This is a genomic window from Faecalibacter rhinopitheci, assembly GCF_015234135.1.
GTDB lineage: Bacteria > Bacteroidota > Bacteroidia > Flavobacteriales > Weeksellaceae > Empedobacter > Empedobacter rhinopitheci.
Window position 1 is genome coordinate 209,046 of sequence record NZ_JADGIK010000002.1, and the last position, 25,936, is coordinate 234,981.

Annotated in this window: 23 protein-coding genes; 12 read left to right on the forward strand and 11 right to left on the reverse strand. The window is 30.1% G+C overall.

All coding sequences use genetic code 11. From position 1 onward, the window contains the following. The first annotated feature begins 30 nt into the window (after positions 1–30). Positions 31–627 (forward strand): ribonuclease HII, encoded by a 597-nt coding sequence (locus tag IM532_RS03730; RefSeq protein WP_194182101.1) that lies wholly within the window; start codon positions 31–33, stop codon positions 625–627. Positions 628–676: 49 nt separating this feature from the next. Here IM532_RS03730 and coaD read toward each other — a convergent pair whose 3' ends face one another. Together coaD and IM532_RS03740 are read right to left on the reverse strand one after the other, a co-directional pair. Then, complete coding sequence (gene coaD, locus IM532_RS03735) at positions 677–1,138, reverse strand: pantetheine-phosphate adenylyltransferase (RefSeq protein WP_194182102.1); 462 nt, start codon at positions 1,136–1,138, stop codon at positions 677–679. Further along, a complete protein-coding gene (locus IM532_RS03740) occupies positions 1,126–2,115 on the reverse strand; it encodes a D-alanine--D-alanine ligase (protein ID WP_194182103.1) in 990 nt (329 codons plus the stop codon). Before IM532_RS03740 ends, coaD begins: the two co-directional genes overlap by 13 nt. A 91-nt stretch (positions 2,116–2,206) precedes the next feature. Between IM532_RS03740 and IM532_RS03745 the strand changes: the two genes are divergently transcribed. The 3 genes from IM532_RS03745 (at position 2,207) to IM532_RS03755 (ending at position 5,744) form a co-directional block, all read left to right on the forward strand. Continuing rightward, positions 2,207–3,157 carry a PASTA domain-containing protein gene (locus tag IM532_RS03745; protein ID WP_194182104.1) on the forward strand — a complete coding sequence of 317 codons (951 nt, stop codon included), beginning with the start codon at positions 2,207–2,209 and terminating at the stop codon, positions 3,155–3,157. 10 nt (positions 3,158–3,167) lie between these two features. After that, positions 3,168–4,268: an RluA family pseudouridine synthase gene (locus IM532_RS03750; protein ID WP_194182105.1), complete on the forward strand. Its 1,101-nt coding sequence runs from the start codon at positions 3,168–3,170 to the stop codon at positions 4,266–4,268. Between the two features lie 246 nt (positions 4,269–4,514). Further along, the gene (locus IM532_RS03755) at positions 4,515–5,744 is read left to right on the forward strand and encodes a DEAD/DEAH box helicase (protein ID WP_194182106.1); all 1,230 of its coding nucleotides are present in this window, start codon (positions 4,515–4,517) and stop codon (positions 5,742–5,744) included. A 41-nt stretch (positions 5,745–5,785) separates the two neighbouring features. Here the strand turns inward: IM532_RS03755 and IM532_RS03760 are convergent, their stop codons facing one another. The 5 genes from IM532_RS03760 to lipA all read right to left on the reverse strand — a co-directional run bounded on the left by IM532_RS03760 (position 5,786) and on the right by lipA (position 10,867). After that, on the reverse strand, positions 5,786–6,406 hold the full coding sequence (locus tag IM532_RS03760; RefSeq protein WP_194182107.1) for a porin family protein: 621 nt from the start codon (positions 6,404–6,406) through the stop codon (positions 5,786–5,788). Between the two features lie 66 nt (positions 6,407–6,472). Further along, the gene (locus tag IM532_RS03765) at positions 6,473–7,636 is read right to left on the reverse strand and encodes a dicarboxylate/amino acid:cation symporter (protein WP_194182108.1); all 1,164 of its coding nucleotides are present in this window, start codon (positions 7,634–7,636) and stop codon (positions 6,473–6,475) included. Between the two features lie 142 nt (positions 7,637–7,778). Then, positions 7,779–9,038 (reverse strand): CinA family nicotinamide mononucleotide deamidase-related protein, encoded by a 1,260-nt coding sequence (locus IM532_RS03770; protein ID WP_194182109.1) that lies wholly within the window; start codon positions 9,036–9,038, stop codon positions 7,779–7,781. Between the two features lie 58 nt (positions 9,039–9,096). Beyond that, the gene (locus IM532_RS03775) at positions 9,097–9,897 is read right to left on the reverse strand and encodes a GLPGLI family protein (RefSeq protein ID WP_194182110.1); all 801 of its coding nucleotides are present in this window, start codon (positions 9,895–9,897) and stop codon (positions 9,097–9,099) included. A gap of 100 nt (positions 9,898–9,997) precedes the next feature. Next, on the reverse strand, positions 9,998–10,867 hold the full coding sequence (gene lipA / locus IM532_RS03780) for a lipoyl synthase (RefSeq protein WP_194182111.1): 870 nt from the start codon (positions 10,865–10,867) through the stop codon (positions 9,998–10,000). A gap of 147 nt (positions 10,868–11,014) precedes the next feature. Here lipA and IM532_RS03785 point away from each other — a divergent pair, with 147 nt between their 5' ends. Further along, on the forward strand, positions 11,015–11,503 hold the full coding sequence (locus IM532_RS03785; RefSeq protein ID WP_194182112.1) for a copper resistance protein NlpE: 489 nt from the start codon (positions 11,015–11,017) through the stop codon (positions 11,501–11,503). Here IM532_RS03785 and IM532_RS03790 read toward each other — a convergent pair. The 3 genes from IM532_RS03790 to IM532_RS03800 form a co-directional block, all read right to left on the reverse strand. After that, positions 11,443–11,934: an NUDIX hydrolase gene (locus tag IM532_RS03790; protein ID WP_194182113.1), complete on the reverse strand. Its 492-nt coding sequence runs from the start codon at positions 11,932–11,934 to the stop codon at positions 11,443–11,445. The two genes, IM532_RS03785 and IM532_RS03790, sit on opposite strands and share 61 nt — an antisense overlap. Continuing rightward, positions 11,924–12,949, reverse strand: a complete 1,026-nt coding sequence (gene galE / locus IM532_RS03795) for a UDP-glucose 4-epimerase GalE (RefSeq protein ID WP_194182114.1) — start codon at positions 12,947–12,949, stop codon at positions 11,924–11,926. The genes IM532_RS03790 and galE overlap by 11 nt, the downstream gene beginning before the upstream one ends. Positions 12,950–13,044: 95 nt before the next feature. Beyond that, positions 13,045–14,160: a DegT/DnrJ/EryC1/StrS family aminotransferase gene (locus IM532_RS03800; RefSeq protein ID WP_194182115.1), complete on the reverse strand. Its 1,116-nt coding sequence runs from the start codon at positions 14,158–14,160 to the stop codon at positions 13,045–13,047. 99 nt (positions 14,161–14,259) lie between these two features. Here IM532_RS03800 and IM532_RS03805 point away from each other — a divergent pair, with 99 nt between their 5' ends. The 7 genes from IM532_RS03805 to IM532_RS03835 all read left to right on the forward strand — a co-directional run bounded on the left by IM532_RS03805 (position 14,260) and on the right by IM532_RS03835 (position 24,522). Further along, a complete protein-coding gene (locus tag IM532_RS03805; RefSeq protein ID WP_194182116.1) occupies positions 14,260–15,513 on the forward strand; it encodes a 3-deoxy-D-manno-octulosonic acid transferase in 1,254 nt (417 codons plus the stop codon). 128 nt (positions 15,514–15,641) lie between these two features. After that, positions 15,642–16,013, forward strand: coding sequence for a BlaI/MecI/CopY family transcriptional regulator (locus IM532_RS03810; protein ID WP_194182117.1), 372 nt, complete (start codon positions 15,642–15,644; stop codon positions 16,011–16,013). 3 nt (positions 16,014–16,016) lie between these two features. Continuing rightward, the gene (locus IM532_RS03815) at positions 16,017–17,972 is read left to right on the forward strand and encodes a M56 family metallopeptidase (protein ID WP_194182118.1); all 1,956 of its coding nucleotides are present in this window, start codon (positions 16,017–16,019) and stop codon (positions 17,970–17,972) included. A 477-nt stretch (positions 17,973–18,449) separates the two neighbouring features. Beyond that, positions 18,450–19,058, forward strand: coding sequence for an outer membrane beta-barrel protein (locus IM532_RS03820; RefSeq protein ID WP_194182119.1), 609 nt, complete (start codon positions 18,450–18,452; stop codon positions 19,056–19,058). Positions 19,059–19,185: 127 nt separating this feature from the next. Continuing rightward, positions 19,186–22,293, forward strand: coding sequence for a UvrD-helicase domain-containing protein (locus tag IM532_RS13810; RefSeq protein ID WP_194182120.1), 3,108 nt, complete (start codon positions 19,186–19,188; stop codon positions 22,291–22,293). Continuing rightward, a complete protein-coding gene (gene uvrC, locus IM532_RS03830; protein WP_194182121.1) occupies positions 22,293–24,104 on the forward strand; it encodes an excinuclease ABC subunit UvrC in 1,812 nt (603 codons plus the stop codon). The genes IM532_RS13810 and uvrC overlap by 1 nt, the downstream gene beginning before the upstream one ends. Then, positions 24,079–24,522, forward strand: a complete 444-nt coding sequence (locus IM532_RS03835) for a hypothetical protein (protein WP_194182122.1) — start codon at positions 24,079–24,081, stop codon at positions 24,520–24,522. The genes uvrC and IM532_RS03835 overlap by 26 nt, the downstream gene beginning before the upstream one ends. Before the next feature lie 325 nt (positions 24,523–24,847). Here IM532_RS03835 and gcvT read toward each other — a convergent pair whose 3' ends face one another. Continuing rightward, positions 24,848–25,924, reverse strand: coding sequence for a glycine cleavage system aminomethyltransferase GcvT (gene gcvT / locus IM532_RS03840; RefSeq protein ID WP_194182123.1), 1,077 nt, complete (start codon positions 25,922–25,924; stop codon positions 24,848–24,850). Positions 25,925–25,936: the final 12 nt, after the last annotated feature.

The window sequence follows — 25,936 nt, forward strand, 5'->3', positions numbered from 1 at the left end:
ATTGTTAAATTTGTTAAAATAATCAAAGAAATGGACAAAAAATTAACAAATCTCCAATTTGAAGTAGGGTGTGATGAAGCTGGTAGAGGATGTTTGGCGGGTCCAGTAGTTGCTGCGGCAGTTATTTTGAGTGAGGAATTTAATAATGAGATAATTAATGATTCTAAGAAGTTAAATGAGAAAACGCGCAATTCTTTACGTCTTTTTATAGAAGAAAATGCATTAGCATGGGCTGTTGGAATCGTAACTCCTCAAGAAATTGATCAAATTAATATTCTTAATGCAAGTTTTTTAGCCATGCATCGAGCACTTGATCAATTAAATACACCTATAGATATAATTGTGGTAGATGGAAATAGATTTAATAAATACAAAGATATTCCCCACGAATGTATTATAAAAGGTGATGGAAAATACATGAATATTGCTGCGGCATCTATTTTAGCAAAAACATATCGTGATGAAATAATGGATAAGTTAGATTTGAAATATCCAGCATATAACTGGAAACAGAATAAAGCTTACCCTACCAAAGCTCATCGAGAGGCAATTGCAAAATTTGGAACAACACCTCATCATCGATTATCATTTAAATTATTACCAGATCAATTATCATTAGAATTATAAAAAAAGCCTGAAAATTAATTTCAGGCTTTTTTACATATAATAATAAGTATTAAATTCTAACAATATCAGGTACAAGAATTGTATAGTTTCCTCCATTTCTCATTACATCTCTTACTATACTAGAAGAAATATATGCTTTTCCTGATGAGGTTAATAGGAAGATCGTTTCAATGTCATGATTTGTAATTGCACGATTGGTATGAGCTATCGCTTTCTCAAATTCAAAATCGGCAGGATTTCGTAAACCTCTCAAAATAAATTGAGCATCTACTTCTCTACAATAATCTACCGTTAAACCTTCGTACACATCGACCTCAACATTTTTAAATTTCGCAACAGATTGTGCTATAAAATCTCTACGTTGTTCTAATGAAAACATATAGTTTTTAGATGAATTAGTACCGATCGCAACAATTATTTTATCAAAAAGAGGTACTGCTCTTTCTATAATATCCAAATGACCTATTGTAATGGGATCAAAAGAACCTGGAAAAACCGCTACTCTTGCCATGGTGATTTTCTATTTAATGCTAAATTAATTTCACTATCCATTAAATCAGATAATTCAATTTTAGAATATGCTGCTTGTTGTGGAAAAATACTAGCAGGTGAGAAACCTGGTAAAGTATTCATTTCAATAAAATGAGGTTCACCATTAACTATAATATATTCAGATCTAGAAAAACCTGTCATATTTAATGATGTATAAGCCTTTTTAGATATTTCTTCTACTCGCTTAGTAACTTCGTCTGGAATTCTAGCAGGAGTTATTTCTTGTGATTTTCCTTCATATTTAGCTTCATAATCAAAAAATTCATTGTCCGAAACAATTTCTGTGATTCCTACAACTTTAATTTCACCTCGATAATTTAAAACACCTACAGAAACTTCAATACCATCTAAGAAAGATTCAATTAAAACCTCTTTATCTTCATGAAAAGCTTTTATTAGAGCATCTTCAAATTGTTCTTTTTTATTCACCTTAGAAATTCCCAATGAAGAACCTGAACGATTAGGTTTTACAAAACAAGGTAAACCTACATGAGATATAATATCTTCTACAACATAGTCAGAATCCTTCTGAATGTAGATTGACTTTGCATGTGGAATACCGTATTTGCTTAATGCTGCAATACAATCTTTTTTATTAAAAGTTAAAGCAGATTGATAAAATGGACAACCTGTATAAGGCATTCCAATTAATTCAAAATAAGCTTGTAAGTAGCCATCTTCCCCTGGTGTACCATGAATAGTATTAAAAACTACATCAAATGTATATTTTTCACCCTCTTTTATGAAACTAAAATCTTCTTTTAGAATTGGGTATTTTTTACCATCAATTTCTGCAAACCAACCTTCCTTTAAGATACGAACGCGAGTTCGATCATATTTTTCAGCATTTAAACTTGCATAGATTAATTCTCCACTTTTTAATGAAATAACGCTTTCATCTGAGTATCCTCCTGCAACTACTGCAACTCTTAACATGATTAAATATTAAATTTATTCAAATATAGAACTTTGATAATAATCATTAATATTATTTTTAAACTATATTTGTACGTTATTAATAAGATAGATGAATTCAGCAAAATCAATTCTAAAAGTTGTGCTTAATACTATAGCTATTATCGCACTTTCTTATGGAGCCTATTATTTTGTATTTAATATTTGGTTAGATAGTTATACCAACCACAATGAGTCGGTTGAAGTACCTGATTTAGCCAGTATGAGTGTACAACAAGCCACACAAGTCTTAGACGATTTAGGTTTGACATATGAAGTTGACTCCGTTAATTTTGATCCTAAAATGAAACCTTATTCGATTATCGATTACTTTCCGAATTCTAATTCTAAAGTAAAAGAAGGTCGTAGAATTTTTATAAAAGCTAACCCAAAAACTTACCGCCCAGTAGAATTACCTGATTTAATTGGTAAATCAAAGCGTTTAGCGTTTACTCAATTAGATATTTCTGGTTTAAAAATAGGAAATATTATCTATGAACCAGATTTAGCAAAAGATGCAGTACTTAAAATCATTTATAATGGTAAAGTTTTAAAAGCTGGAGATGTATTACCCCGATTTGCTGTTGTAGATTTAGTTTTAGGACGCGGAATGTTAACAGGTGTACGCACACCAAACTTAGTAGGATTAGATTTAACTTCTGCTAAGGCAGCTATTAAAGATAATTTCTTTGAATTAGGTCAATTAAAATATATTGGTAGTTCACAAGATACAGTTGGTGCTAGAGTTGTGTATCAATTCCCTTTCAATGGAGATGCATACGACCAAGGACAGCCAATAGATTTATGGTTATCTAACAAATCAATGTCTGAAATTAAAGATCAATTGAAAATGTTAGACCGAGAATACAAAAAATTTGACGAAGATACTATTCAAGGTTCTAGATACCTTGATATACTAAATAAAAATAATCCTCAACCCAAAGTAGAAGAACAAAGGGTGGAAACTGCTCCACAAACACAACAAGCTCCAAAAGTTGTACAAGAGGAAATTATTATTGAATAAAAAAGAATAAATGACGGAAGACATAGAAGAACTTTTCCTTGAGGAAAACGAAGACGAAAACAAATTATATGAGCACTTTTCAATAACGGTAGACAAAGGTCAATCGTTATTGCGTATAGATAAATTCTTAATGGTTCGTATTGAGAATGCTACACGAAATAAAATTAAACAAGCAGCAGATAACGGAAATATTCTTGTGAATAAAGAAGCGGTTAAATCTAATTATAAGGTGAAACCAGGAGATTTTATTCAAATTATGCTAGAAACACCTCCTCGTGAGAATGAAGTTTTAGCAGAAGATATCCCATTAAATATTGTATATGAAGATGATCAAGTTGTGGTTATCGACAAAGAACCAGGAATGGTTGTACACCCAGGACATGGTAATTACCGTGGAACTTTAGTTAATGCATTAAAATTCCATTTTGATAACTTACCTTCTATCTCTGATCAGATGGAACGTCCAGGTTTAGTGCATAGAATTGATAAAGATACAAGTGGATTATTAGTAATTGCTAAGACTGAAATAGCGATGACCTCTTTAGCTGAGCAATTTGCAAATCACACGACAGATCGCCTTTATAATGCTTTAGTATGGGGAGTTTTAGCTGAAAATGAAGGAACTATCATTGGTAACATTGGTAGACACGAAAGAAACCGTATGCAGATGGCGGTTTATGAAGATGGAACACAAGGAAAACATGCCGTTACACATTATAAAGTATTAGAGCATTTTTCGTATGTTACATTAGTAGAATGTAAATTAGAAACTGGTCGTACACACCAAATTCGTGCACACTTTAAACATATTGGTCACACATTATTTAATGATGAGCGTTATGGTGGAGATCGTATTTTAAAAGGAACAACTTTTAATAAATATAAACAATTCGTAGATAATTGTTTTAAAGTTTGTCCACGTCAAGCATTACATGCTCGTACACTAAGTTTTGATCACCCTACAACTGGAGAAAGAATGTCTTTCGAATCTCCATTACCAGCAGATATAGTTGAAATCGTAGAAAGATGGAGAAATTACTCTATCAATTCTGTTCATGCTACATTACCTGAAGATCCTATAGATCGTAATCAGAAAGAATTAAAAAGTTAAAAAAACTTTATATAATTGATTAAAAGCACTTCTTAAGAAGTGCTTTTATTTCTCAAACTATTTTAATCAATAGCAATTTAGTAACCAGTACATTCTCTTCCTTTCTAAAATACATCAGTTATTTTAATAGAATTAAATTATTACCTCTAATCAACTATTGATTTATTTATCATCTTATCATTTGTTGTAAAATTTAATAAACTAGAAGTTTTAAAATTTGAACAAATAAATTAAATCCAAGAAACAATGTTATTTTCAGAATTAAATATAATTGATCCAATTTTAAAAGCAATTGAAGAAGCTGGATATACAGAACCAACCGAAATTCAAGAACAATCAATTCCTCTTTTATTAGAAGGAAACGATATTATTGGTTGTGCACAAACTGGAACAGGAAAAACGGCATCGTTCGCTATTCCTATTCTTCAAAATTTAATGAGCAAACCTAGTAGCGGAAACAAAGTAAGAACATTAATTCTTACTCCTACGCGCGAGTTGGCTATTCAAATCAATGAAAGCTTTAAATTTTATGGAAAGCATCTACCCTTAAAACATTTTGCAATATTTGGAGGCGTTAATCAAAATCCACAAATTAATGCATTACATGATGGTGTTGATATCTTAATTGCTACACCAGGACGATTATTAGATTTGATCAATCAAGGATATTTAAAGATTAATCAAATTGAGATTTTTGTTTTAGACGAAGCAGATCGTATGTTAGACATGGGATTTGTACATGAAATTAAAAAGATTTTAGAAATTATCCCTAAAGAAAGACAATCGTTATTTTTCTCGGCTACAATGCCAAAGAATATCAGAAAGTTTTCTCATTCTGTTTTACGCCGTCCAAAAGAAGTAACAGTAACTCCAGTTTCTTCTACTGCAGAAACGGTAGAACAATTCGTTTATCATGTAGATAAAGATATGAAAGTTGCTTTATTAGTAAGTATTTTAAATGATCATCCAAATGATCGTACACTAATCTTTACGCGTACAAAACATGGTGCTAATCGCTTAGTAAGACATCTGGAAAAAGCAGGAATTCCTTCTGCAGCCATTCATGGAGATAAATCTCAGAATGCGCGCCAGCGTGCTTTGAATGATTTCAAAGAAGAGAAGCTACAAGTATTAATTGCAACAGATATTGCGGCTAGAGGAATTGATATTGACCAATTACCTTATGTAATAAATTATGAATTGCCTAACGTTCCTGAAACATATGTTCACCGTATAGGTCGTACAGGTCGTGCGGGTCGCGAAGGTAAAGCGATATCGTTATGTGGAGCAGACGAAAGAGGTGATTTAATGAATATAGAAAAATTAATTGGTGCTTATGTAACAATTATTAAAACACCTAAAGAATTCTATAAAAAACCTGAAGAAGAAGTAAAACAAAAAAATTCTAAAACTAAATTCAGACCGAAAAAAGAATACTTTAAAACAAAAGATGACCGCCGTAATCGTAGAAAATAATAAATAAAAAAAGCACTTCAATTGAAGTGCTTTTTTAGTTATTATAATTTATAACTTACGCCTGCTGATATATTAAAATTTTTGATGTAAGTATATTCACTAAATTTTGTTAATCCTAAATCTGCTCTAAGACTTACATCTAATTTTTCATTAAGCTGATAACCTCCACCAAAAGCTATTGAAAACTGTAAGTTATTAATAGCTTCTAACTTACCTTCTTTTGTAGGAAGTTTATTAAATTTATCTTCTATCTTACCTTTTATTGAAATTAAATAAGCTATTTGAGGTCCTAATTCTACGTAAAATTTTGTTGGTTGATATTTTAGTAAAAAAGGTAACTTGATTAGATTCATTTTATAATATTCATCAAATCTTGGTTGTGTATTTTCTGAATTTTCTATTCCTCCAAAATATTCTATTGTAGAAATATTTACATTATTAAATTGTTCATAAGAATAAATTAATTCAGGCTGAAAACTGAATCCATTCTTCATTTGAAGATTATAAAAACCTCCTATATAAAAACCAAACCTATTTTGATTATCGCCAATTTGAGCATTGGCAATTCCTGTAGTTTGTGCTCCAGCTTTTACACTAAAAGAACTTTGTGCTATACTAATTATTGGATTTATAAGTAATGCCATTAAAAAAACTTTCTTCATATCAATGATTTAACTAAAGAAAGAAACGTGTTATTGTTATTGTTATTGTTATTGTTATTGTTATTGTTATACTTTTTCTTCCGAATATTTATCCACAATCATACTTAGTGCACCATCTGTTGTAATGTTACAAGCTGTTCCAAAGCTATCTTGTAGTGCAAAAATAGTAAGGATTAAAGCAACACCTGCTTCATCAAAACCTAAAACATTCGAGATTAAACCTAATGATGCAACCACAGTTCCACCAGGAACACCAGGAGCGCCCACAGCAAAAACTCCCAATAAAACAACAAACATTACCATAGTTCCTAAATCAGGAATAGTACCGTATAATACTTGTGAAACAGTCATTAAGAAGAAAACTTCTGTTAAAACTGATCCACACAAATGTGTATTTGAGAAGAAAGGAATTGTAAAATTAGAAATTGATGGTTTAATCACTTTACTATCATTTACAGCTTTTACCGCTATTCCTAAAGTTGCAGCTGAAGACATCGTACCTACGGCTGTAAGATAAACTGGTGGATAATGTTTCAATAATTTAAAAGGATTTGTTTTATGATAAAATCCAGCAATAGAATACAATAAAGTCATCCAAATAAAATGTCCTATAATTACTATAAAAATCACCTTTAAAAAAACAGGCAATTGTTTTTCAATAGAACCTTCATAACTTAAAATTGCGAAATTTGCAGCAATGAAAAAAGGCAATATTGGAATTAAAACTTTATTCACTAATAAAATGACAATATCCTTGAACTGATCAAAAATCTTTTCCAATTCTTTCGCTTTCGTAATTAATATACCTAATCCTAACATTAATGAAATGACCAATGCTGTCATTACCGAAAAAACAGGTGGTATATCCATTTGAAATAATAATTGAGGTATTTCTTTTAATGAATCGACCGAAGTAGGGATAGATAAAAATGGTATAATTTGGTATCCTGCTGCAACCGCAAAAAAGCCTGCTCCAATAGAAGATAAATAGGCTATTAATAAAGAAAATCCTACGATTTTGGTAGACCCTTCGTTTAATTTTGTAATAGAGGAAACTATAAACCCAATAACAATTAGCGGCACTAAGAAGAAAATTAATTGCCCCGTAAAGTATTTAATAGATAATACAACTTGTATCGTTGATTCTGTTAAGTAATTCCCTAAAATTAATCCAGCAACTACACCTAATAATAACCGAAATAAGGTATTATTTAAAATCTTTTTTAACATTCTATGTAAATTTGCATCAAATATAAAGTCTATTAATTAAATAGACTTTATATATTAATGAAAAATTTAACATTATATTTAATCTTCGATTAACTAAATATGTTGCTCTGAATATTACAGAAAAAAGAATTACTTCAAAGAATTAATAACAATCTCTTATAAATTGGATCGCTAAATTTAATCCGTTGTTAGAAACTGTTTTAATAAAATCTTCTCTGTCCATATAAGGATAAAAGTATTTTTTATTGATGGTTTTAATTCCATTCGATACTGAAATCCAAACTGTACCTACTTCTTTTCCGTCTTCACCTTTAGATGGACCTGCTACGCCTGTTGTTGCAATTGCAATATCCGTGTTCAGTACTTTACAAGCACCTTTTGCCATTTGCTCAGCGACTTGTTCTGAAACAACAGTAAATTCTTGAATAATTTCTGGACGAACGCCTAATACAGAGGTTTTAACTGCAGTAGCATAAGATACCACCGAACCATAAAAATACATTGAACTTCCTTCTACATTCGTTAATAAAGTAGCTATATTTCCACCTGTACAACTTTCGGCTGTAGAGATTGTTAAACCTCTATATTTCAGATTTTCTCCTATTATTTTTTGAGGTTTTCCTGAATTTTCAGAAACCAAATATTCTCCAGCAATTAATTTAAATTTATCAATCAATTCTTGAACTGATAATTTTAATTCATCTTCATTGTTCCCAATAGCTGTAAATCGTAAATCAATCGAAGTCCGATTAGGTAAATAGGCCAAACTAATATAATCAGGAATTTCATTTTCCCAATCTTCCACCAAAATTGCCAAATCACTTTCTGGAATTCCACTGACTAAAATATCGCGATGAAAAATAATATCAGAATTATATTTATCCTTTAATTTAGGTATAATTTCATCACGCATCAATCCTTTCATTTCGAAAGGAACACCCGGAAGGTTAATTATAATTTTATCATCAATTGTAGTCCATAAACATGGTGCAGTTCCGTAACGATTTTGAATGAAAGTCGATTTCTCAGGAATTAATGCTTGGTCTTGATTGAGATTATTTAATTCTTTCGTATAGCCCCTCGAAGCAAATAGTTGAATAATATTTTCTAACACTTTTTGCTCTCTAATCAATCCACAATTTAAAAATTGACATAAAGCATTTTTAGTTTTATCATCTTTCGTTGGACCTAAACCACCTGTTACAATTATAATATCAGATTTATCAATTCCACGCTGAAAAGCTTCAATAATATGGTATAATTCATCCTTAACCGAAAGAATTTCTTCTACTTCAATTCCGATTTGATTTAGTTGTTGTGCGATAAAAGCCGAATTTGTATCGACAATTTGCCCGATTAAGATTTCATCTCCAATCGTTAATAAAGTTGTTTTGATTTTCATGCATAAAAAAACTTGCTCCCTTAAAGGTAACAAGTTTTTGTTTTATATTTTATTGAAATTATTTTGTATCTATTGCACTTGACTGATTAAACATTTCATTTCGTTTGCGATTGGCTTCGTCGTAGATATCACTTATTTCCTCTTGCGATATAATTTGTAGTTTAGATTTTTTATCCGATTTTAAAGGATTTTTGAATTTATAGTTTTTGACATTTGGTTTAATGTTTTGCACACGAATAAAATTATCCATTCTTCCTACTTCTGGAATTTCGATGAATAAATTCATCTCTAAAACAAATCCATCCAAAGGTTGTACTGCAATTGGCATAAAATTAAAATCGATATCTTTTGTAAACCAAGCTTCAACATCAAATACCGTATTAGCAACTGTATATTTTGATTTCGCTTTATGTACTTTATATCCTAAAATTTCTTTGGATTCATTCGTAACTTCCCAATTTAATTTTTCAATAGAATTTTTTACAATATACTTTTTACCATAAACATCCACTTCGCGATAATTCTCTTTGGCAGTAAAATCCGAATATGTTAATCCAAAAGGTAAACCTGCAACAGATTTTTTCACTCCTCCTTTTGTATCTTGAGCATTATCAATTCTCTCTTGTTCGATTGAATTATATTCTTTTTCAGATGAATAAATTAAATAGTCTAAGGGTTTGGGATTTTCGTTCTGTTCGATGTTCCATTTTCTTGCATCAGCGTCTTTAATATCTCCAAAAAAATTTTCAATATATTCAGGTGTATATTTTGTATGATGTTGGAATTCGACTTTTACTTCATAAATCTGAGCATTTGCAAAAGAAGTAAGCACGAGTACTAAATAAAAAAGTTTTTTCATTTTAATATTAATTTCATTAAAAATAAAAAAAGAGTTACAATTTCTTATAACTCTTTGATATATTGATAAAATAATTTTAAATCCATCGAATTGACGAAAATTATAAAATATGTTTTTCTGCGTGGTAAGAAGAACGAACCAATGGTCCAGATTCTACGTGACGGAATCCTAAACCACGAGCAAAATCTTCATATTTCTTGAATTGCTCTGGTGTGATGAATTCTTGTAAAGGTAAATGTTGTTTCGTTGGTTGTAAGTATTGACCAATTGTAATGACATCTACATTTGCATTAGCAATATCTTGAATTGTTTCAAAAACTTCTTCTTCAAATTCTCCTAATCCAAGCATAATTCCTGTTTTTGTACGACGTTGACCTGCTTCTTTAGCATAACGTAACACTTCTAAGGAACGATCATATTTTGCTTGTATACGAACTTCACGAGTTAAACGACGAACAGTTTCCATGTTGTGAGATAAAACTTCTGGTCCTGCATCAATAATACGATCAATATGTTTCTCGATTCCTTGGAAATCCGGAATCAACGTTTCCATTGTTGTACCTGGGCTAATACGACGCACTGCTCGAATTGTTTCTGCCCAAATGATTGATCCCATATCCTTGATATCATCACGGTCTACAGAGGTTAAAACAGCATGTTTAATTTTCATTAATTTGATTGAACGAGCTACTTTCTCTGGTTCTGCCCAATCTACTTGCTCTGGACGTCCGGTTTTTACACCACAAAATCCACAAGAGCGTGTACACACATTTCCTAAAATCATAAATGTCGCTGTACCTTCTCCCCAACATTCACCCATGTTTGGACAGCTTCCACTTTGACAAATAGTGTTTAGTTTATATTTATCTACTAAACCTCTTAATTCTTTATGTTTTTTACCTGTTGGCAACTTTACGCGCAACCACTCAGGCTTTTTAACTCTTCCGTCCGGTCTTAACTCAACACTCATATTTCACGATTTCGAAAGGCTAATTTACAATTAATTTTGAGAAGTCATTGTTATTAAACTTATTGTATTGTTTCTTAAAATTTAACATAGAAATACATAAAACGGAACAGCAATTGTAATTCTTTCAAAACAAACAATTTAAAATATATGAAAAAATCAATTTTATTATTTTCTACACTTAGTTTAATATTATTTAGTTGTGAGAAAAAAACTGAAACACTAGTGACAACTGATGGAAATAAAGATACAGTAGTTGTAAACACAAATGATACTTTATCGCCCAATGATGATACAGGATTACGTGTAGATGAGCATAATTCAAAAAATTCAATTGATTGGGCAGGAACTTACCATGCTACTTTACCTTGCGCAGATTGTGATGGCATTCATACAATTATAGAAATTAATAATGATGAAACTTATAAGCTAACCCAAGAATACCTAAATAAGAATAACAAATCTGAAAATACAGGTAAATTTACATGGTCTGCTGATGGAAGTAAAATTAATTTGAAAACTAAAGATAATAGTAATTTTAACTTTAAAGTTGGAGAAGGAAAATTAATTTTTCTAGATCAAGAAGAGAATGAAATTACAGGACCTTTAGCAGATAAATATATACTTATTAAAAAATAATATAAAAAATCCGAACAAATTTGTTCGGATTTTTTATATAATTCTAAAAGTTTAAATGCTGTTATAACGCCTTCAACTTGTATTTCTTCTTCTAAATATTCTTCTCTCGAAAAATAATGATATGCTTCTATCTCACTCGATGGTGTGATTTTTTGATTTAAAATTGTACAAAAGCAATCTTGTTCCATCAACAAATTATTTTCCCCATAAGCCATTGCAGTAATATGAAAACAATAATTTAGATTATTAGGATCTAAAACGATATTAAGTTCCTCTTTAATCTCACAGATTAATGCTTCTTTAGATGTTTCACCTTCATCAATTTTACCTCCTGGTAAGTACCAAGCTTTTTTATTTTTACTAAAAGTTAGTAAAAGCTTATTATTTTCAACTACAATTAATCCTGCAGTTGGTAATTGTTTAATTTTCATTTTCAGCTCTTAGACATTGTTCCCATTTCCAAGAATTACGTAAAGACTCTTGTAAAGAAATTTGTGGTTCCCAACCTAGTTCTGTTTTTGCTAATGTATTATTTGCATATGCTTCCACTATATCTCCATCTCGACGCCCCTGAATTTGGTAATTAACTTTTACCTCATTTGCATTTTGAAATGCGTTTACAACTTCTAAAACTGTAGAACCTGTTCCGGTACCTAAGTTGAAATATTCTAACGTAGATTTATTTTCACCATTAATTAATCGTGTCATTGCTTTTACATGCGCATCAGCTAAATCATTTACATCAATATAATCACGAATTGCTGTTCCGTCTCGTGTTGGATAATCATCACCCCAAATTGATAAACATTCTCTAATTCCGGCAGCTGTTTGCGTTACATATGGTACTAAATTATTAGGAATTCCTTTAGGAAGTTCTCCTATTTTAGCTGATTGATGTGCTCCAACAGGATTAAAGTAACGAAGGCAAATCACATTTTTTTGATAAGTTGCTGAAAAATCTTCTAGGATTTCTTCTCCCATTTGTTTTGTTTTACCGTAAGGAGATTCTGGTTTCTTTAGTGGTGTTTGCTCATCAATAGGCATCACATCTGCTTGACCATATACGGTACACGAAGAGCTGAAAATAATGTTATTTACATCAAAATCCTGCATTGATTCTAACACATTAATTAATCCAACTAAGTTATTTCTGTAATACATCAAAGGTTTTTGGACAGATTCACCAACAGCTTTATAAGCAGCAAAATGAATTATTCCTTCCACATGATTTGCTTCAAAGAAACTTCTTACCTCCTTTTCGTCCTTTAAATCAATTTTAAAATAGGATGGTTTAATGTTGGTAATAGAAGTAATTCGAGCAAGGAAATTTTCTTCTGCGTTCGAGCAATCATCAATAATAATCACCTCATAACCTGCATTTTGCAAAGCAACAACTGTATGCGAACCAATATATCCTAAACCTCCTGTTACGAGAATTTTTTTCATGTTTTAATTTAGTAGATGTTAATACCCAAATGTAATAAAATTAAAAAGCTTCTACTAGAAAGTAGAAGCTTTTATGAAATATTGTTTTCAGTATTTTACTTTGCGAAAAATTCTTTCACTGCACTTGTAATATAAACTAATTGTTCTTCAGTTAATTCTGTATGCATTGGTAAAGACATTACTTCTTGAACTAATTGATCTGTATTTGGAAAATCTGCATCAATATAATGTCCATTATTGTAAGCTTTTTGTTTACGTAATGGAACCGGATAATAGATCATTGCAGGTATTTCTTTTTCTGTTAAGAAAGCTTGTAATTCATCTCTTTTACCATCAAGAACACGTAATGTGTATTGATGATAAACATGTGTAGAATAATCGGCTTCTGCTGGCGTAATTAATCCAGCAATATCTTTGAATGCATTTGTATAATAAGAAGCTGCAGCATAACGTGCTTTATTGTAATCGTTCAAAAACGGTAATTTATGACGTAAAACAGCTGCTTGAATTGAATCTAAACGAGAATTCACTCCTACTTCATCATGATAATAACGTTTGTACATACCATGATTTACAATTCCACGTAAACGGTGAGCTATGTCATCATCATTCGTAAAAATTGCACCTCCATCACCATAACATCCTAAATTTTTAGATGGGAAGAATGAAGTACAACCTACATGACCAATTGTACCAGCTTTTTTACCTTTAAATTCTGCTCCAATTGCTTGCGCAGTATCTTCAATTACGTATAAATTATATTCTTTTGCAATAGCCATAATTTCATCCATATTAGCACATTGACCAAATAAATGAACAGGAATAATTGCTTTTGTTTTAGGGGTAATTGCGGCTTTTAATTTTTCAGCATCAATAGTAAATGTATCTAAATTAACATCTACTAAAATAGACTTTAATTTTAATAAATCGATTACCTCAACAGTAGCTGCAAATGTAAAATCAGCAGTAATAACTTCATCTCCTGGCTCTAATCCTAGCGCCATTAAAGCAATTTGTAAAGCATCAGTTCCATTTCCGCAAGGAATTACATGCTTTACATCTAAAAATTTCTCTAAATCTGATTGAAATTGTTTTACCTCTGGACCATTGATAAATGCTGCAGACTCAATTACATTTAAGATAGAAGCGTCAACTTCTGATTTTATTTTTTGATATTGACTTTGTAAGTCAACCATTTGAATTTTTTTCATAGTCATGAATTCTATAAATCAGCAATAAGATAATTTGCCGTAAATCATTAGCAAATGTACAAAAAAACCTAAATCAATATTCTTTAACTTTGCATCATTGTGCAAGTAATATATAACATTTCAATTAAGGCGTACGGATTAGCGTTAAAATTGGCTTCAGGATTTAATGATAAGGCAAAACTTTGGGTTAAAGGTCGCAAAGATTGGGAGCAAAAAATTGCTTCAAAAATTTCAAAAACTGATAAAGTTCTATGGGTACATTGTTCTTCTTTAGGCGAGTTTGAACAAGGTCGTCCTGTGATTGAATCTTTAAAAGAAAAATACCCACATCACAAGATTGCGGTATCATTTTTCTCACCTTCTGGCTATGAAATTCGTAAGAATTATCCGGGCGCTGACGTCATTTTTTACCTTCCATTGGATACAAAAGAGAATGCAGAAAAGTTGATTAAAGTTCTTCATCCAGATCTTCTTGTTTTAGTAAAATATGAATACTGGTTTAATTTAATTACTGCATTAAATCAAAAAAATATCCCCACAATTGTGGTATCTGCTATTTTTAGAGATAGTCAGAATTTCTTTAAAAAAGATGGACGAAACTGGTTTGCACAAAAGTTAAATTTAATTAACCACTTTTTTATACAAAATCAGAAAAGTAAAGTTTTATTAGACTCCATTGGAATATCTCAGTCAACACTTGCAGGAGACACACGTTTTGATCGCGTTAAACAACTTGTTCATCAGAATAATCAATTGGATTTTATGGATCATTTTAAAGGAGATTTAAAATTAATTGTCGTAGGAAGTTCGTGGCCAAAAGATGAAGAATTATTTCTTTCATTAATCAACCAAAAATTAAAAGATGATTGGAAAATTGTTTTTGCTCCTCATAATTTACACGATAAAGAAATTGAAAGTTTTATAGCTAAATTAAATGTTAATGTAGCCAAATTCTCTGATTTAGATTCTACTTCTTCTGAAGATTTAAAACAAGCAAAAGTCTTTATTTTAAACACAATTGGAATTCTTTCAAAAGTGTATGCTTACGCTGATATTACCTATATCGGAGGAGGATTTGGAGCCGGAATTCATAATACATTAGAAGCTGTGACTTATGGAAATCCTGTAGTTTTCGGTCCGAAATATAAGAAATTCCAAGAAGCCGTTGATTTAATGGAAGTTGGAGGTGGTTTTACTATCACTAATCAACAAGAATTTGATTTAATTATGGATCAATTGATTTCTGATGATAATTTCAGAAAAAAAGCAGGGCAAGTAGCGGGCGATTTTGTACAAAAATCACCAAATGCAACTGCGATGATTATGGAATATATTTCTACTTTAATTAAATAAGTCTATACGTCAAGATATATCTTGGCGTTTTTTTATGTCCATTACAACAGTCATTTATAAAATTTTCTTAAAAAGTTGGAGATGTAAATTTTTATTCTACATTTGTAGTATTCTACAATTATAGAAATATGAATTTATCTAAAAAAGAAGAAGAAGTAATGGAAGTCATTTGGTCAAAAGGGAAAGCTTTTGCCAAAGATATTATTGATGCTGCACCAGAACCAAAACCTGCAGCCACGACTATTGCTACGTTATTAAAGCGTATGTACGATAAAGGATTTATCGATTACAATCAACAAGGAAATTCACGTCAATATTTCCCGCTGGTAAAAAAAGATGATTATTTCTCAAAAGAAGTTAAAGGAATAATTTCTAATTTCTTTAATAATTCGGTTGCACAATTTGCTTCATTTTTTGCAAAATCAAATACGATGAGTATTGAAGAGTTAGAAAAATTACGAGATGTTATCGACAACGAAATCGACCGCAAAAAGAGATAGCCTATGATAGCTTATATCATCAAATTTGTATTGTGTTCAGGATTTTTATATTCATTTTATAAAGCATTTCTTGAGCGTGAAAGTATGTATAAAATTAATCGATTTTATCTACTATTTTCATTGGTGTTTGCACTTTTTGCACCTTTATACAAAATACATCTTCCAATTACAGAGCAGGAAACTCCTATTTCATCTGAACTTATATCCTACTTGATGGCAAATCCTGATATTTTACAAGAGGAATCTGCTATTACCTGGACAAATGCATTGAATTGGTTGTATACTGTAATTGGAATAGGTTTAGCACTACGATTCATTTTTAATATCGGTTTATTAATCTACTGTATTAAACAAGAGGATAAATATGATATGGATGAACTAACTATTGTTTTGGACAAAAATTCTAAACAGCCTTTTAGTTTTCTACATTATATATTTTTACCTAAAGATGATTATCAAACTATTCATCCAAATCTTATCCAGCACGAAAAGGCACATTGTATTCAAAAACACAGTTGGGATATTTTATTTATAGAAATTTATCAAATCATTTTTTGGTTTAATCCTTTTGTGTATTTGTACAAAAAATCAGTGCAGCTAAATCACGAGTTTTTAGCTGATGAATATGTTTTACAAAATAATGTTGATTTAAAATTTTATCAACTTCAAATTTTAGACAGTATTGCTGCTCAGTCACAGAATCAAATGGTAAGTCATTTCAATTTTATATTAACTAAAAAACGTCTTCTTATGATGACAAAAAACACATCCAAAAGAAAGATGCGCATTTTATCTTTCGCAAGTTTACCGTTTATATTATCTGCTTTTGTATTATTTAGCCAAAAATCATTTGCGCAAGGAGTTAATGAAAGTGCAAAGAAAGTTGAGAATGCTTTAGATCAAAAAGTAGAAAATCCTATAAAAGATGTAATGACTTCAACTATTGATTCTTTAGTAGGTGATACTATTAAAACTAAAAAATTTAAAATATCTAATAAACATTTTACATTAACTGATCAAGATTTAGGTGATATCAATACAAAAGATATTAAAAACATCGACATCAAAGACCATAACAATGCAATTATAACTTTAAAATCTGGTGAGACAAAAGAAATAAAACTTAATGAATTACCTCAAAAAAGTAAATTCAAAATTAATGATAAAGGTGAAATGATTGGTGAGGGCAAATTTTCAATCTCAAATACTGATCAATTAAACAGTATCGATCCAAAAGAAATCAAATCTATTGTTGTTGGAAAAGATAGAAACTCTTTACAAGTTATTAAAAAGAATAATGATACGATTAGATTTAGTGTTGATTCTAAATTTAAAGCAAGTAATTCTACTATTTTAAAGCTTGATGATTTATCAACTAATGAAATTTTAACTCCTGCTATCAAAGCTAAATTGAAAGATATTGATATTAAAAATTTTGCTGGAATTGAAATGTTAAAACGAAACGGGACGAAAGTTATCCAAGTTGAAGATAAAATTTTAGTATTCGATGCTAAGGATAAATTAATTAGTGAATCTAAAATTCCTTCTAAATTAGAAACAAATGTTTTTGGTAATAATATCGTTTACAGCTCAAAGACAAATTCAGTTCACACTTTCAGTAAAGAACTTACAAAAGAACAGCAAAAAGCAATTGTTGAAGCTCAAGAGAAAATGTCAAATGCTAAAAATCAAAAAAATAATAAATCTGATTGGAGTATTGATGTACAACCTCAATCTAATCAAAACGCTTGGTCTATAACTACCAAAGTTGTATCAATAGATGACGTTATAAAAAGTTTAGATGATAAAAACACTGATGTTTGGAGCATCAATTACAATGGTGAAAAACCTGAAACTAAAAAACAAATAGAAGAGCGATTAAAACTTGAGAAACTAAATAAAAAACTTGCTGAAAAACGCATCAAAGAATTAGAAAAACAACAAAAGCAACTGAAATAATTTTTTATAACATTTTTAAAAGGAAGTCAATTTAGCTTCCTTTTTTATTAGAATATACTTTCGTTTAAGTTTAAGAAATGAAGCACGCCGGCTAATCATTTATGTTAATTATTTTCTTTTTTTCCCATCTCAACATTTAAATTTAATTGATTTTTAAATGTTCTTTTTAAGATTTAAACAATTCATACTATTGATCAGTTTTAAGCGAAAATAAACGCTAATCTTTTATTATTTATCTGAGATTCTACAAAAAGATAAGTGATATTTCAACATAACAACATATATACGCAAGTTGAATATGTGTCCTATAAACATGACATAGTTTAGGAAATTTTAAATTTAACATTTCACAACTTAATATCATTCAGCAAAATGAATGTTTTAGTTAAAGATATTAACCATATGACTGGATTTAACTGATTTTAATCATTTGTTACCACTGCTCCCCCTCGCAACTTTACACAAAGTTTAAAAGTTATGAAAAAATTAATTTTAGCAGCAACTTTATTAGCTTTCGGAGCTAATGCATTTGCACAAGAGAATGAAGGTGAGAAAAACGGAGTTAATTTAGATGGGCAATGGATGATCATGGGTCAAGCTGGATATACTTCTACAAACGAAGGTGATACTCAAACTTACACAGCATTACCATCAATCGGAAAATTCATTACTTCTGATATTGCGGTAGGAGCAGCATTTGGATATACTGGTTCTCGTAATGAAATAAATGCAGATTACATTAAAAAAACAAACACTTATTTAGTTCAACCTTTTGTACGTAAATACTGGGATGTAGCAGGAAACTTAAAAGTTTTCGGACAAGCTTCTGTACCTGTAGGGATTGGAAATACAAAAGATAAAGTAAACGGTGTAGATTATAGAAATAGCTATACAACTTATGGTGTAGAAATCGCTCCAGGTTTAGATTATTTCTTTTCTTCTAACTGGTCTGTAGAGGCTACATTTGGATTATTTGCATGGAATGCAATGAACCCAAAACAAGGAGATACAAATAACACATTCAATTTCGGATTAAACTCTGGAATGATGGACGGTGTTAAAGTAGGTATCAAATATTTATTTTAAATATATTCTCTTTTATGTAAGAGATGAAGGAAGCCTGAGGAGGCTTCCTTTTTTTATGCGACATACTTTGGCTCTTTAATGTTATACTATTGCGATAAATTATTAACTTTCTAAAAATTTATTGTAAGTGCTACAACCCGGAGATTTTAAAATTTACAATGCTTCTGCTGGAGCAGGTAAAACATATACGTTAGTTAAAGAATATATTTCATTATTACTTAAAGATGAAAGTGTTTATCGATTCGAAAATATCTTAGCCATTACATTTACCAATAAAGCGGCAAATGAAATGAAAGAGCGTATTATTGAAACTTTAGAAGAATTAGCTGATCCAGCAAAATTACACGATCAATATATTTCTACACTTGCTTCGGAACTTGCAATAGACAAAAATATTATACAAGAAAGATCTCGTAAAATATTAATTGCAATTCTTCATAATTACTCTAAATTTTCTATCTCAACAATTGATAAGTTTAATCTTCGATTAATGAAATCTTTTGCACAAGATTTGGGATTATCAATGAATTTTGATGTCGAAATGAATACCCAAGAAATTATAGAAGAATCGGTAGATTTATTATATTCCAAAATTGGTGAAGATGAGAAATTAACAGAAACTATGATTGCTATTGCGCTAGATAATATGGATGATAACAAATCTTGGGACATTAGAAAGGCACTTTCATCAGATACTGTTAATATATCAAATGACAGAAATTTAGAGCACTTAGAACAATTAAGAAACGTTTCTTTAGAAGAATTTGTAACCTATCGTAAAAATATTTTTAATGATGTAAAAGATTTAAAAAAAGGGGTACAAATAATAGGTCAAACTTTCTTTGAATTAATTAAAACTAATGGGATTTCAATAGATGATCTTCCTGGAAAATCTCGTGGAATTGCAGCATTATTTACAAAACTTAATAATTATGATGGTTCTTCAATTATACTACCCACAGATGGCAATAAAAAAGATATTATAGATGGTGTTTATTTAGATAAAGTTAAAAACGCAACTGCCGGACAACTTTTTCCAGAAATAAAAGCCTTATATCTTCAACTCCAATTTATCAATGATAAATTAATTTTACTATCAAATATTCAAAAAAACATATCCTCTATTTCGTTAATTAATGAAGTAGAAAAATCATTGGATTCTATCAAAAAAGAATCTAATGTATTATTGATTAACGAATTTAATACACGTATCAGTAAACATTTACGCGATCAGCCAGCAAACTTTATATATGAAAGAATAGGAAGTAGATATAAACATTATTTTATCGATGAATTTCAAGATACTTCTACCCTACAATGGCAAAATTTTGATCCTTTGATTGAAAATGCTCGTGCGCAGTCGGATACAATTATGTTAGTAGGAGATGCAAAACAATCTATTTACCGCTGGCGAGGAGGAAATCCTGCTCAGATGATAGGCCTAATAGAAAATAGAGAGGAGCTTAACATTAAAGTTCAGGAATTAGAAACAAACTGGAGAAGTCATAAAAATATTATTCAGTTTAATAATGAATTATATTCTCATATTTCGCCTCAATTAAATTTAGAAGGTTTTAAAAAACTTTATAAAGACGGTAACAATCAAAATTCTAACCATCGCAAAGAAGGATATGTACATATACAATTTATTGAAAATTTAGAACGATCTAAAGATCCTTTTAAAGAACAAAATTTAAGTTATGTATTAGACTATATTCATCAATGCCAAGAAAATGGTTTTTCTTTGAGTGATATTGCTATATTGGTTCGTAGCAATGCACAAGGAATAGCATTGGCTAAGCATTTAACTGAAAACAATATCGTTGTTATTTCTAATGAAGCATTATTATTAAAAAATTCTTATGAGATACAGTTAATCGAATATTTATTTAAAATAGCTGCTAATTCCTTGGATGAACAGAGTAAAATTCGTTTTTTAATGGTGGCATACGAATTAGAATTGTTTACAACAGATGACTTAACTATAACCATTGAAAAAGGTATAAAAAAGAAATTAGATGGCTTCTTAAAGCTTACAAAAGAGATTGGTATAGATTTAAGCTTTGTACAAGATGAGAATTTATCTTTATACGATTTTACAGAAAAAGCAATTCGATCTTTACGCTTACAAGATAAATCGCCAGCATATATTTTAACATTTTTAGATGTTATATTAGAATATGCTTCAAAAAATGAGTCGGATTTAAATTCATTTTTAGATTATTGGTCTACTGCAAAAGATAAATCCTCTGTAAAAACTCCGAAAGGTGTAGATGCAGTACAAATCATGACAATTCATAAATCTAAAGGCTTAGAATTTCCTGTAGTTATTGTACCATTTTTGGATTGGCAACCTAAAAACAACAAAATTTGGATACCTTTAGAAAAATCCGAAATCAATCCTTTTAGCAATTTTTATTTAGGAATTAATAATGATCTTAAAACAATTCGGGATTTAGATATTAGAAATGCAATAGACGAGGAAGAGAATCTGGTTCAGATGGATGAAATTAACACTTTGTACGTTGCCACTACGCGCGCAAAAGAACAGTTGTATCTTATCGCTATAAAACCAAAAGAAAGTTCTAAAACTACTTCTATTGCTAATTACTTGCATAGTTATACAGTATCTAAAGGTTTGTTAGAAGATAAAATTGAAGTTTTTGGAACACCTAAACGTTTAAGCGAAAATATAGAGAATAAAAACGATTCGTCAGAAATCAAACTCCATTCATTAGATTGGAATAATAAGCTTACTGTAAATACAAATTCGGAAAAAACACAGCAAAAACTTGAATTAACTGAATTTGCAAATGCCATGCATAATGTTCTTGCGCAAATAATAACTGGAGACGAAGCAGAAAAAATTATAAACTTAGAACATCAACGAGGAAATATTTCTAATGAAAATTTAGATCGTGTAAAAAAAGGAATAGAGATTTTATTATCTAATTCATTATTAGTTCCGTATTTTGCAAAAGGTTTAAAGATATTAAATGAACGTGATTTTATTGATGCTAATGGAGAAATTTTTAGAGCGGATCGAGTTGTAATAGACCAAGATAATAATTGTACAATTATTGATTATAAAACTGGACAGCCGGAAACTACGCATCATTTCCAAATCAGTCAATACGCGGATTTCTTTCAACAATTAGGCTATACAATCAAAGAAAAATTGTTAGTTTATATTGATGAAGAACATGAAAAAATAAATATAGTTGCAGTCGATTAATGAACGAGAACGTAAAATTAAAATTAGCCTCATTACCCGAAACTCCTGGTGTATACCAATATTATAATAAAAACGGGGACCTGTTATACGTTGGAAAAGCCAAAAACTTAAAACGACGTGTAAATTCCTATTTTAATAAAACTCACGATTCTAAAAGGTTGCGCGTTTTAGTTTCTAATATTGCAAATATTGAAACTATTAATGTTAATACAGAATATGATGCTTTATTATTAGAAAATAATTTAATAAAAGAACATCAGCCCAGGTATAATATTTTATTAAAAGATGATAAAACATATCCGTGGATTTGTATTAAAAACGAACGCTTTCCGCGTATATTTTCTACTAGAAATATCATCAAAGATGGATCTGAATATTATGGCCCATACTCTAGTATAAAAATCATGAAGGTTTTGTTAGGTTTAATTAAAGAACTATATCAAGTTCGTACCTGCACCTATGATTTGAGCGAAAAAAATATTGAAAATAACAAGTACAAAGTTTGCCTAGAATATCACATAGGAAATTGCCAGGGTCCATGCGAAGGATTGCAATCTGAAGAAGAGTATATGACTCAAATTAATGCAATTCGTAGTATTATAAAAGGAGAATTTACCGAAGCAAAAAATTATTTAGTTGATAAAATGTCCAATTTTGCAGCTAATTTAGAATTTGAAAAAGCACAAATCACAAAAGATAAGTTAGAAACTTTACAAAAATATCAGGCAAGAACTACTATTGTTTCTCCAACAATTAGTAATGTTGATGTATTTTCTATTTCATCGGATGAAGAATATGCGTACATCAATTTCATGAAGATTTACCATGGTGCCATAATCCAATCTCATACAGAAGAATGGAAAAAGAAATTGGATGAAACCGATGAAGATTTACTAGAAAAAGCTATTATTGATTTTTCTGAGCGATTCCAATTAGATTCCAAAGAAATTTATATTCCTTTTGATATAAGTTTAGAAATTCCGAATCGAAAAATCACTGTACCAAAAATTGGAGAAAAGAAACATATTATTGACTTATCGCTAAAAAATACACGAATTTTCCGTTTAGAACAACTTAAACAGACTAAAATTGTAGATCCTGATCGTCATACTAAACGTATAATGAATCAGATGAAAGCTGATCTTACTTTACCTGTAGAACCAAGACATATAGAAGGTTTTGACAATTCTAACATCCAAGGAACTAATCCTGTTTCTGCATGTGTTGTTTTTAAGGATGGAAAACCGAGCAAAAAAGATTATCGTATTTTTAATGTTAAAACCGTAGAAGGTCCTAATGACTTTGCTACAATGGAAGAAGTTATTTACCGACGTTATTCTCGCGTATTAGCTGAAGGTGAACCATTACCTCAACTTATTTTAATTGATGGCGGTAAAGGGCAACTTAGCTCTGCTGTAAAATCATTGGATAAATTAGGTCTTAGAGGTAAAATATCTATTATTGGAATAGCAAAACGCTTAGAAGAAATCTATTATCCTAATGATCCTTATCCTTTGTATTTAGATAAAACTTCAGAAACTTTGAAAGTTTTACAACATGTGCGAGACGAATCGCACCGTTTCGGAATCACACAACATAGAAATCGAAGAAGTAATAATACATTTAAGTCAGAATTAGATGATATTCCGGGTATAGGCCCACAAACAATTAAAGAATTATTAACAATTTTTAAGTCAGTACAAAAAATAAAATCTGCATCTTTGGAAGAACTAACTAATGTTGTAGGAAAATCTAGAGCAGAAAAAATAAAAGTGTATTTTTCCAATGAAAACAATGCCAATATTGGATAGAGATTTAACATCACTATTAAATAATCCTAAACTTCAAACTATATTAGCTATTGTACCTTTAGCTATATTTTTATTAGCTATACTAAGCTATTTTGTAATATTCTTTTCCTTATTTGGTACTTTAGATTCTCAGTTAGGGCATGAAGGAGCTTCCAAATCCATGCTAACATCTTTATTAGGAAATTTAATCATATTTATATTTTTAGTTTTTTTAGGATTTTTCACAGGAGTTATATCTTTTGTTTATTACGTAGTACATGCCGTAAAAAACCCTAATCTTATAGAAAGCGAAGATCGATTATTATGGATCCTTGCAATTATATTAGGCAATGGTATTGGAGTGTTTATATATTGGATATATCAAATTAAAAAGAAAGATCCTAGACCATTGATTGATTTATATGATCAGGAATTATAATATTTAACTGTTCACTTTTAGTGAGCAGTTTTTTTATACAAAAAAAAAGATCTCTGTAGTAGAGATCTTTAAAATTCATAATTAGTGTTAATTCCTCTTAGAAAAATGAGCAATGTATTTAACAAATATAACAGAGTTATTGATATAATTAAAATAAATGAATATAAAAATCCTTATTATTTTATCAATTTAGTATTTATATAAAATATTGAGTGAAAATTTATTAATTTAACAATATGTTAAGTAAATATTAACAATCATTCATTTTTGATATAAAAAAATCCTACTTCTGAAGAAGTAGGATGAAGTATTATATTAAATATAATTATACGAAAGGCGTTTTTACGACTTCTGCTAAAATATTTTTGTCTCGAATCTGAATTCTAATATTAGTCCCTACTTTCGCAAAATCAATATGCACGTAAGCTAATCCTATTCCTTGCTTTAACATTGGAGATTGTGTTCCTGATGTTACAATCCCTATTGTGTTCTCATTGTCATCAACAACTTTATAATCGTGTCTTGGAATTCCACGTTCAATCATTTTAAAACCAACTAATTTCTTCTCTATACCTGCCTCTTTTTGAGCTTTTAGAATATCTGAAGAAATAAATCCTGTGTCTAATTTAGTTACCCATCCTAACCCCGCTTCTAGTGGTGTAGTTTCATCATTAATATCATTTCCATATAAACAGTAACCTTTCTCTAATCGTAATGTATCGCGAGCTGCTAATCCACATGGTTCTATTCCGAAATCTTTACCAGCTTCCATTACTTTATCCCACATTTCATTGGCTTGCTCATTAGCGAAATAAATTTCAAAACCTCCAGAACCAGTATATCCTGTTGCAGAAATTATAACATTTGCCATACCAGCAAATGTACCTACCACAAAATGATAAAAAGGAATTTCCGCTAAATTGATATCTGTTAATGATTGCATTGCTTCAATGGCTTTAGGACCTTGAATTGCTAATAAAGACATATCGTCTGATTTGTTAGTCAATTCTACTCCAAAAGAATTTTGTTTATTCATCCATTCCCAATCCTTCTCAATATTAGATGCATTAACAACAGCTAACCACTCGTTTTCAGCTAACTTATAAATAATTAAATCATCCACAATACCACCTTTTTCATTAGGCATTGCATTATATTGTGCTTGTCCGACAGTTACTTTAGTTACATCATTACTCAAAATATATTGTAAGAAATCTGTAGCTTTTTCTCCTTTCACAAAAAATTGCCCCATATGAGACACATCGAATACTCCAACCTTTTCACGAACTACAAAATGCTCTTGGTTTACACCTGTGTATTGTACTGGCATTTCATATCCAGCAAAAGGAACCATCTTAGCACCTAAATCTTTATGCTTTTGGTTTAATGTTGTAATTTTCATGATTGTTTGCTT

Excerpts from the sequence above, each read along its gene's own strand:
- IM532_RS03730 (WP_194182101.1), top strand. The coding sequence starts at position 31 with ATGGACAAAAAATTAACAAATCTCCAATTTGAAGTAGGGTGTGATGAA.
- coaD (WP_194182102.1), bottom strand. The coding sequence starts at position 1,138 with ATGGCAAGAGTAGCGGTTTTTCCAGGTTCTTTTGATCCCATTACAATA.
- IM532_RS03740 (WP_194182103.1), bottom strand. The coding sequence starts at position 2,115 with ATGTTAAGAGTTGCAGTAGTTGCAGGAGGATACTCAGATGAAAGCGTT.
- IM532_RS03745 (WP_194182104.1), top strand. The coding sequence starts at position 2,207 with ATGAATTCAGCAAAATCAATTCTAAAAGTTGTGCTTAATACTATAGCT.
- IM532_RS03750 (WP_194182105.1), top strand. The coding sequence starts at position 3,168 with ATGACGGAAGACATAGAAGAACTTTTCCTTGAGGAAAACGAAGACGAA.
- IM532_RS03755 (WP_194182106.1), top strand. The coding sequence starts at position 4,515 with ATGTTATTTTCAGAATTAAATATAATTGATCCAATTTTAAAAGCAATT.
- IM532_RS03760 (WP_194182107.1), bottom strand. The coding sequence starts at position 6,406 with ATGAAGAAAGTTTTTTTAATGGCATTACTTATAAATCCAATAATTAGT.
- IM532_RS03765 (WP_194182108.1), bottom strand. The coding sequence starts at position 7,636 with ATGTTAAAAAAGATTTTAAATAATACCTTATTTCGGTTATTATTAGGT.
- IM532_RS03770 (WP_194182109.1), bottom strand. The coding sequence starts at position 9,038 with ATGAAAATCAAAACAACTTTATTAACGATTGGAGATGAAATCTTAATC.
- IM532_RS03775 (WP_194182110.1), bottom strand. The coding sequence starts at position 9,897 with ATGAAAAAACTTTTTTATTTAGTACTCGTGCTTACTTCTTTTGCAAAT.
- lipA (WP_194182111.1), bottom strand. The coding sequence starts at position 10,867 with ATGAGTGTTGAGTTAAGACCGGACGGAAGAGTTAAAAAGCCTGAGTGG.
- IM532_RS03785 (WP_194182112.1), top strand. The coding sequence starts at position 11,015 with ATGAAAAAATCAATTTTATTATTTTCTACACTTAGTTTAATATTATTT.
- IM532_RS03790 (WP_194182113.1), bottom strand. The coding sequence starts at position 11,934 with ATGAAAATTAAACAATTACCAACTGCAGGATTAATTGTAGTTGAAAAT.
- galE (WP_194182114.1), bottom strand. The coding sequence starts at position 12,949 with ATGAAAAAAATTCTCGTAACAGGAGGTTTAGGATATATTGGTTCGCAT.
- IM532_RS03800 (WP_194182115.1), bottom strand. The coding sequence starts at position 14,160 with ATGAAAAAAATTCAAATGGTTGACTTACAAAGTCAATATCAAAAAATA.
- IM532_RS03810 (WP_194182117.1), top strand. The coding sequence starts at position 15,642 with ATGAATTTATCTAAAAAAGAAGAAGAAGTAATGGAAGTCATTTGGTCA.
- IM532_RS03815 (WP_194182118.1), top strand. The coding sequence starts at position 16,017 with ATGATAGCTTATATCATCAAATTTGTATTGTGTTCAGGATTTTTATAT.
- IM532_RS03820 (WP_194182119.1), top strand. The coding sequence starts at position 18,450 with ATGAAAAAATTAATTTTAGCAGCAACTTTATTAGCTTTCGGAGCTAAT.
- uvrC (WP_194182121.1), top strand. The coding sequence starts at position 22,293 with ATGAACGAGAACGTAAAATTAAAATTAGCCTCATTACCCGAAACTCCT.
- IM532_RS03835 (WP_194182122.1), top strand. The coding sequence starts at position 24,079 with ATGAAAACAATGCCAATATTGGATAGAGATTTAACATCACTATTAAAT.
- gcvT (WP_194182123.1), bottom strand. The coding sequence starts at position 25,924 with ATGAAAATTACAACATTAAACCAAAAGCATAAAGATTTAGGTGCTAAG.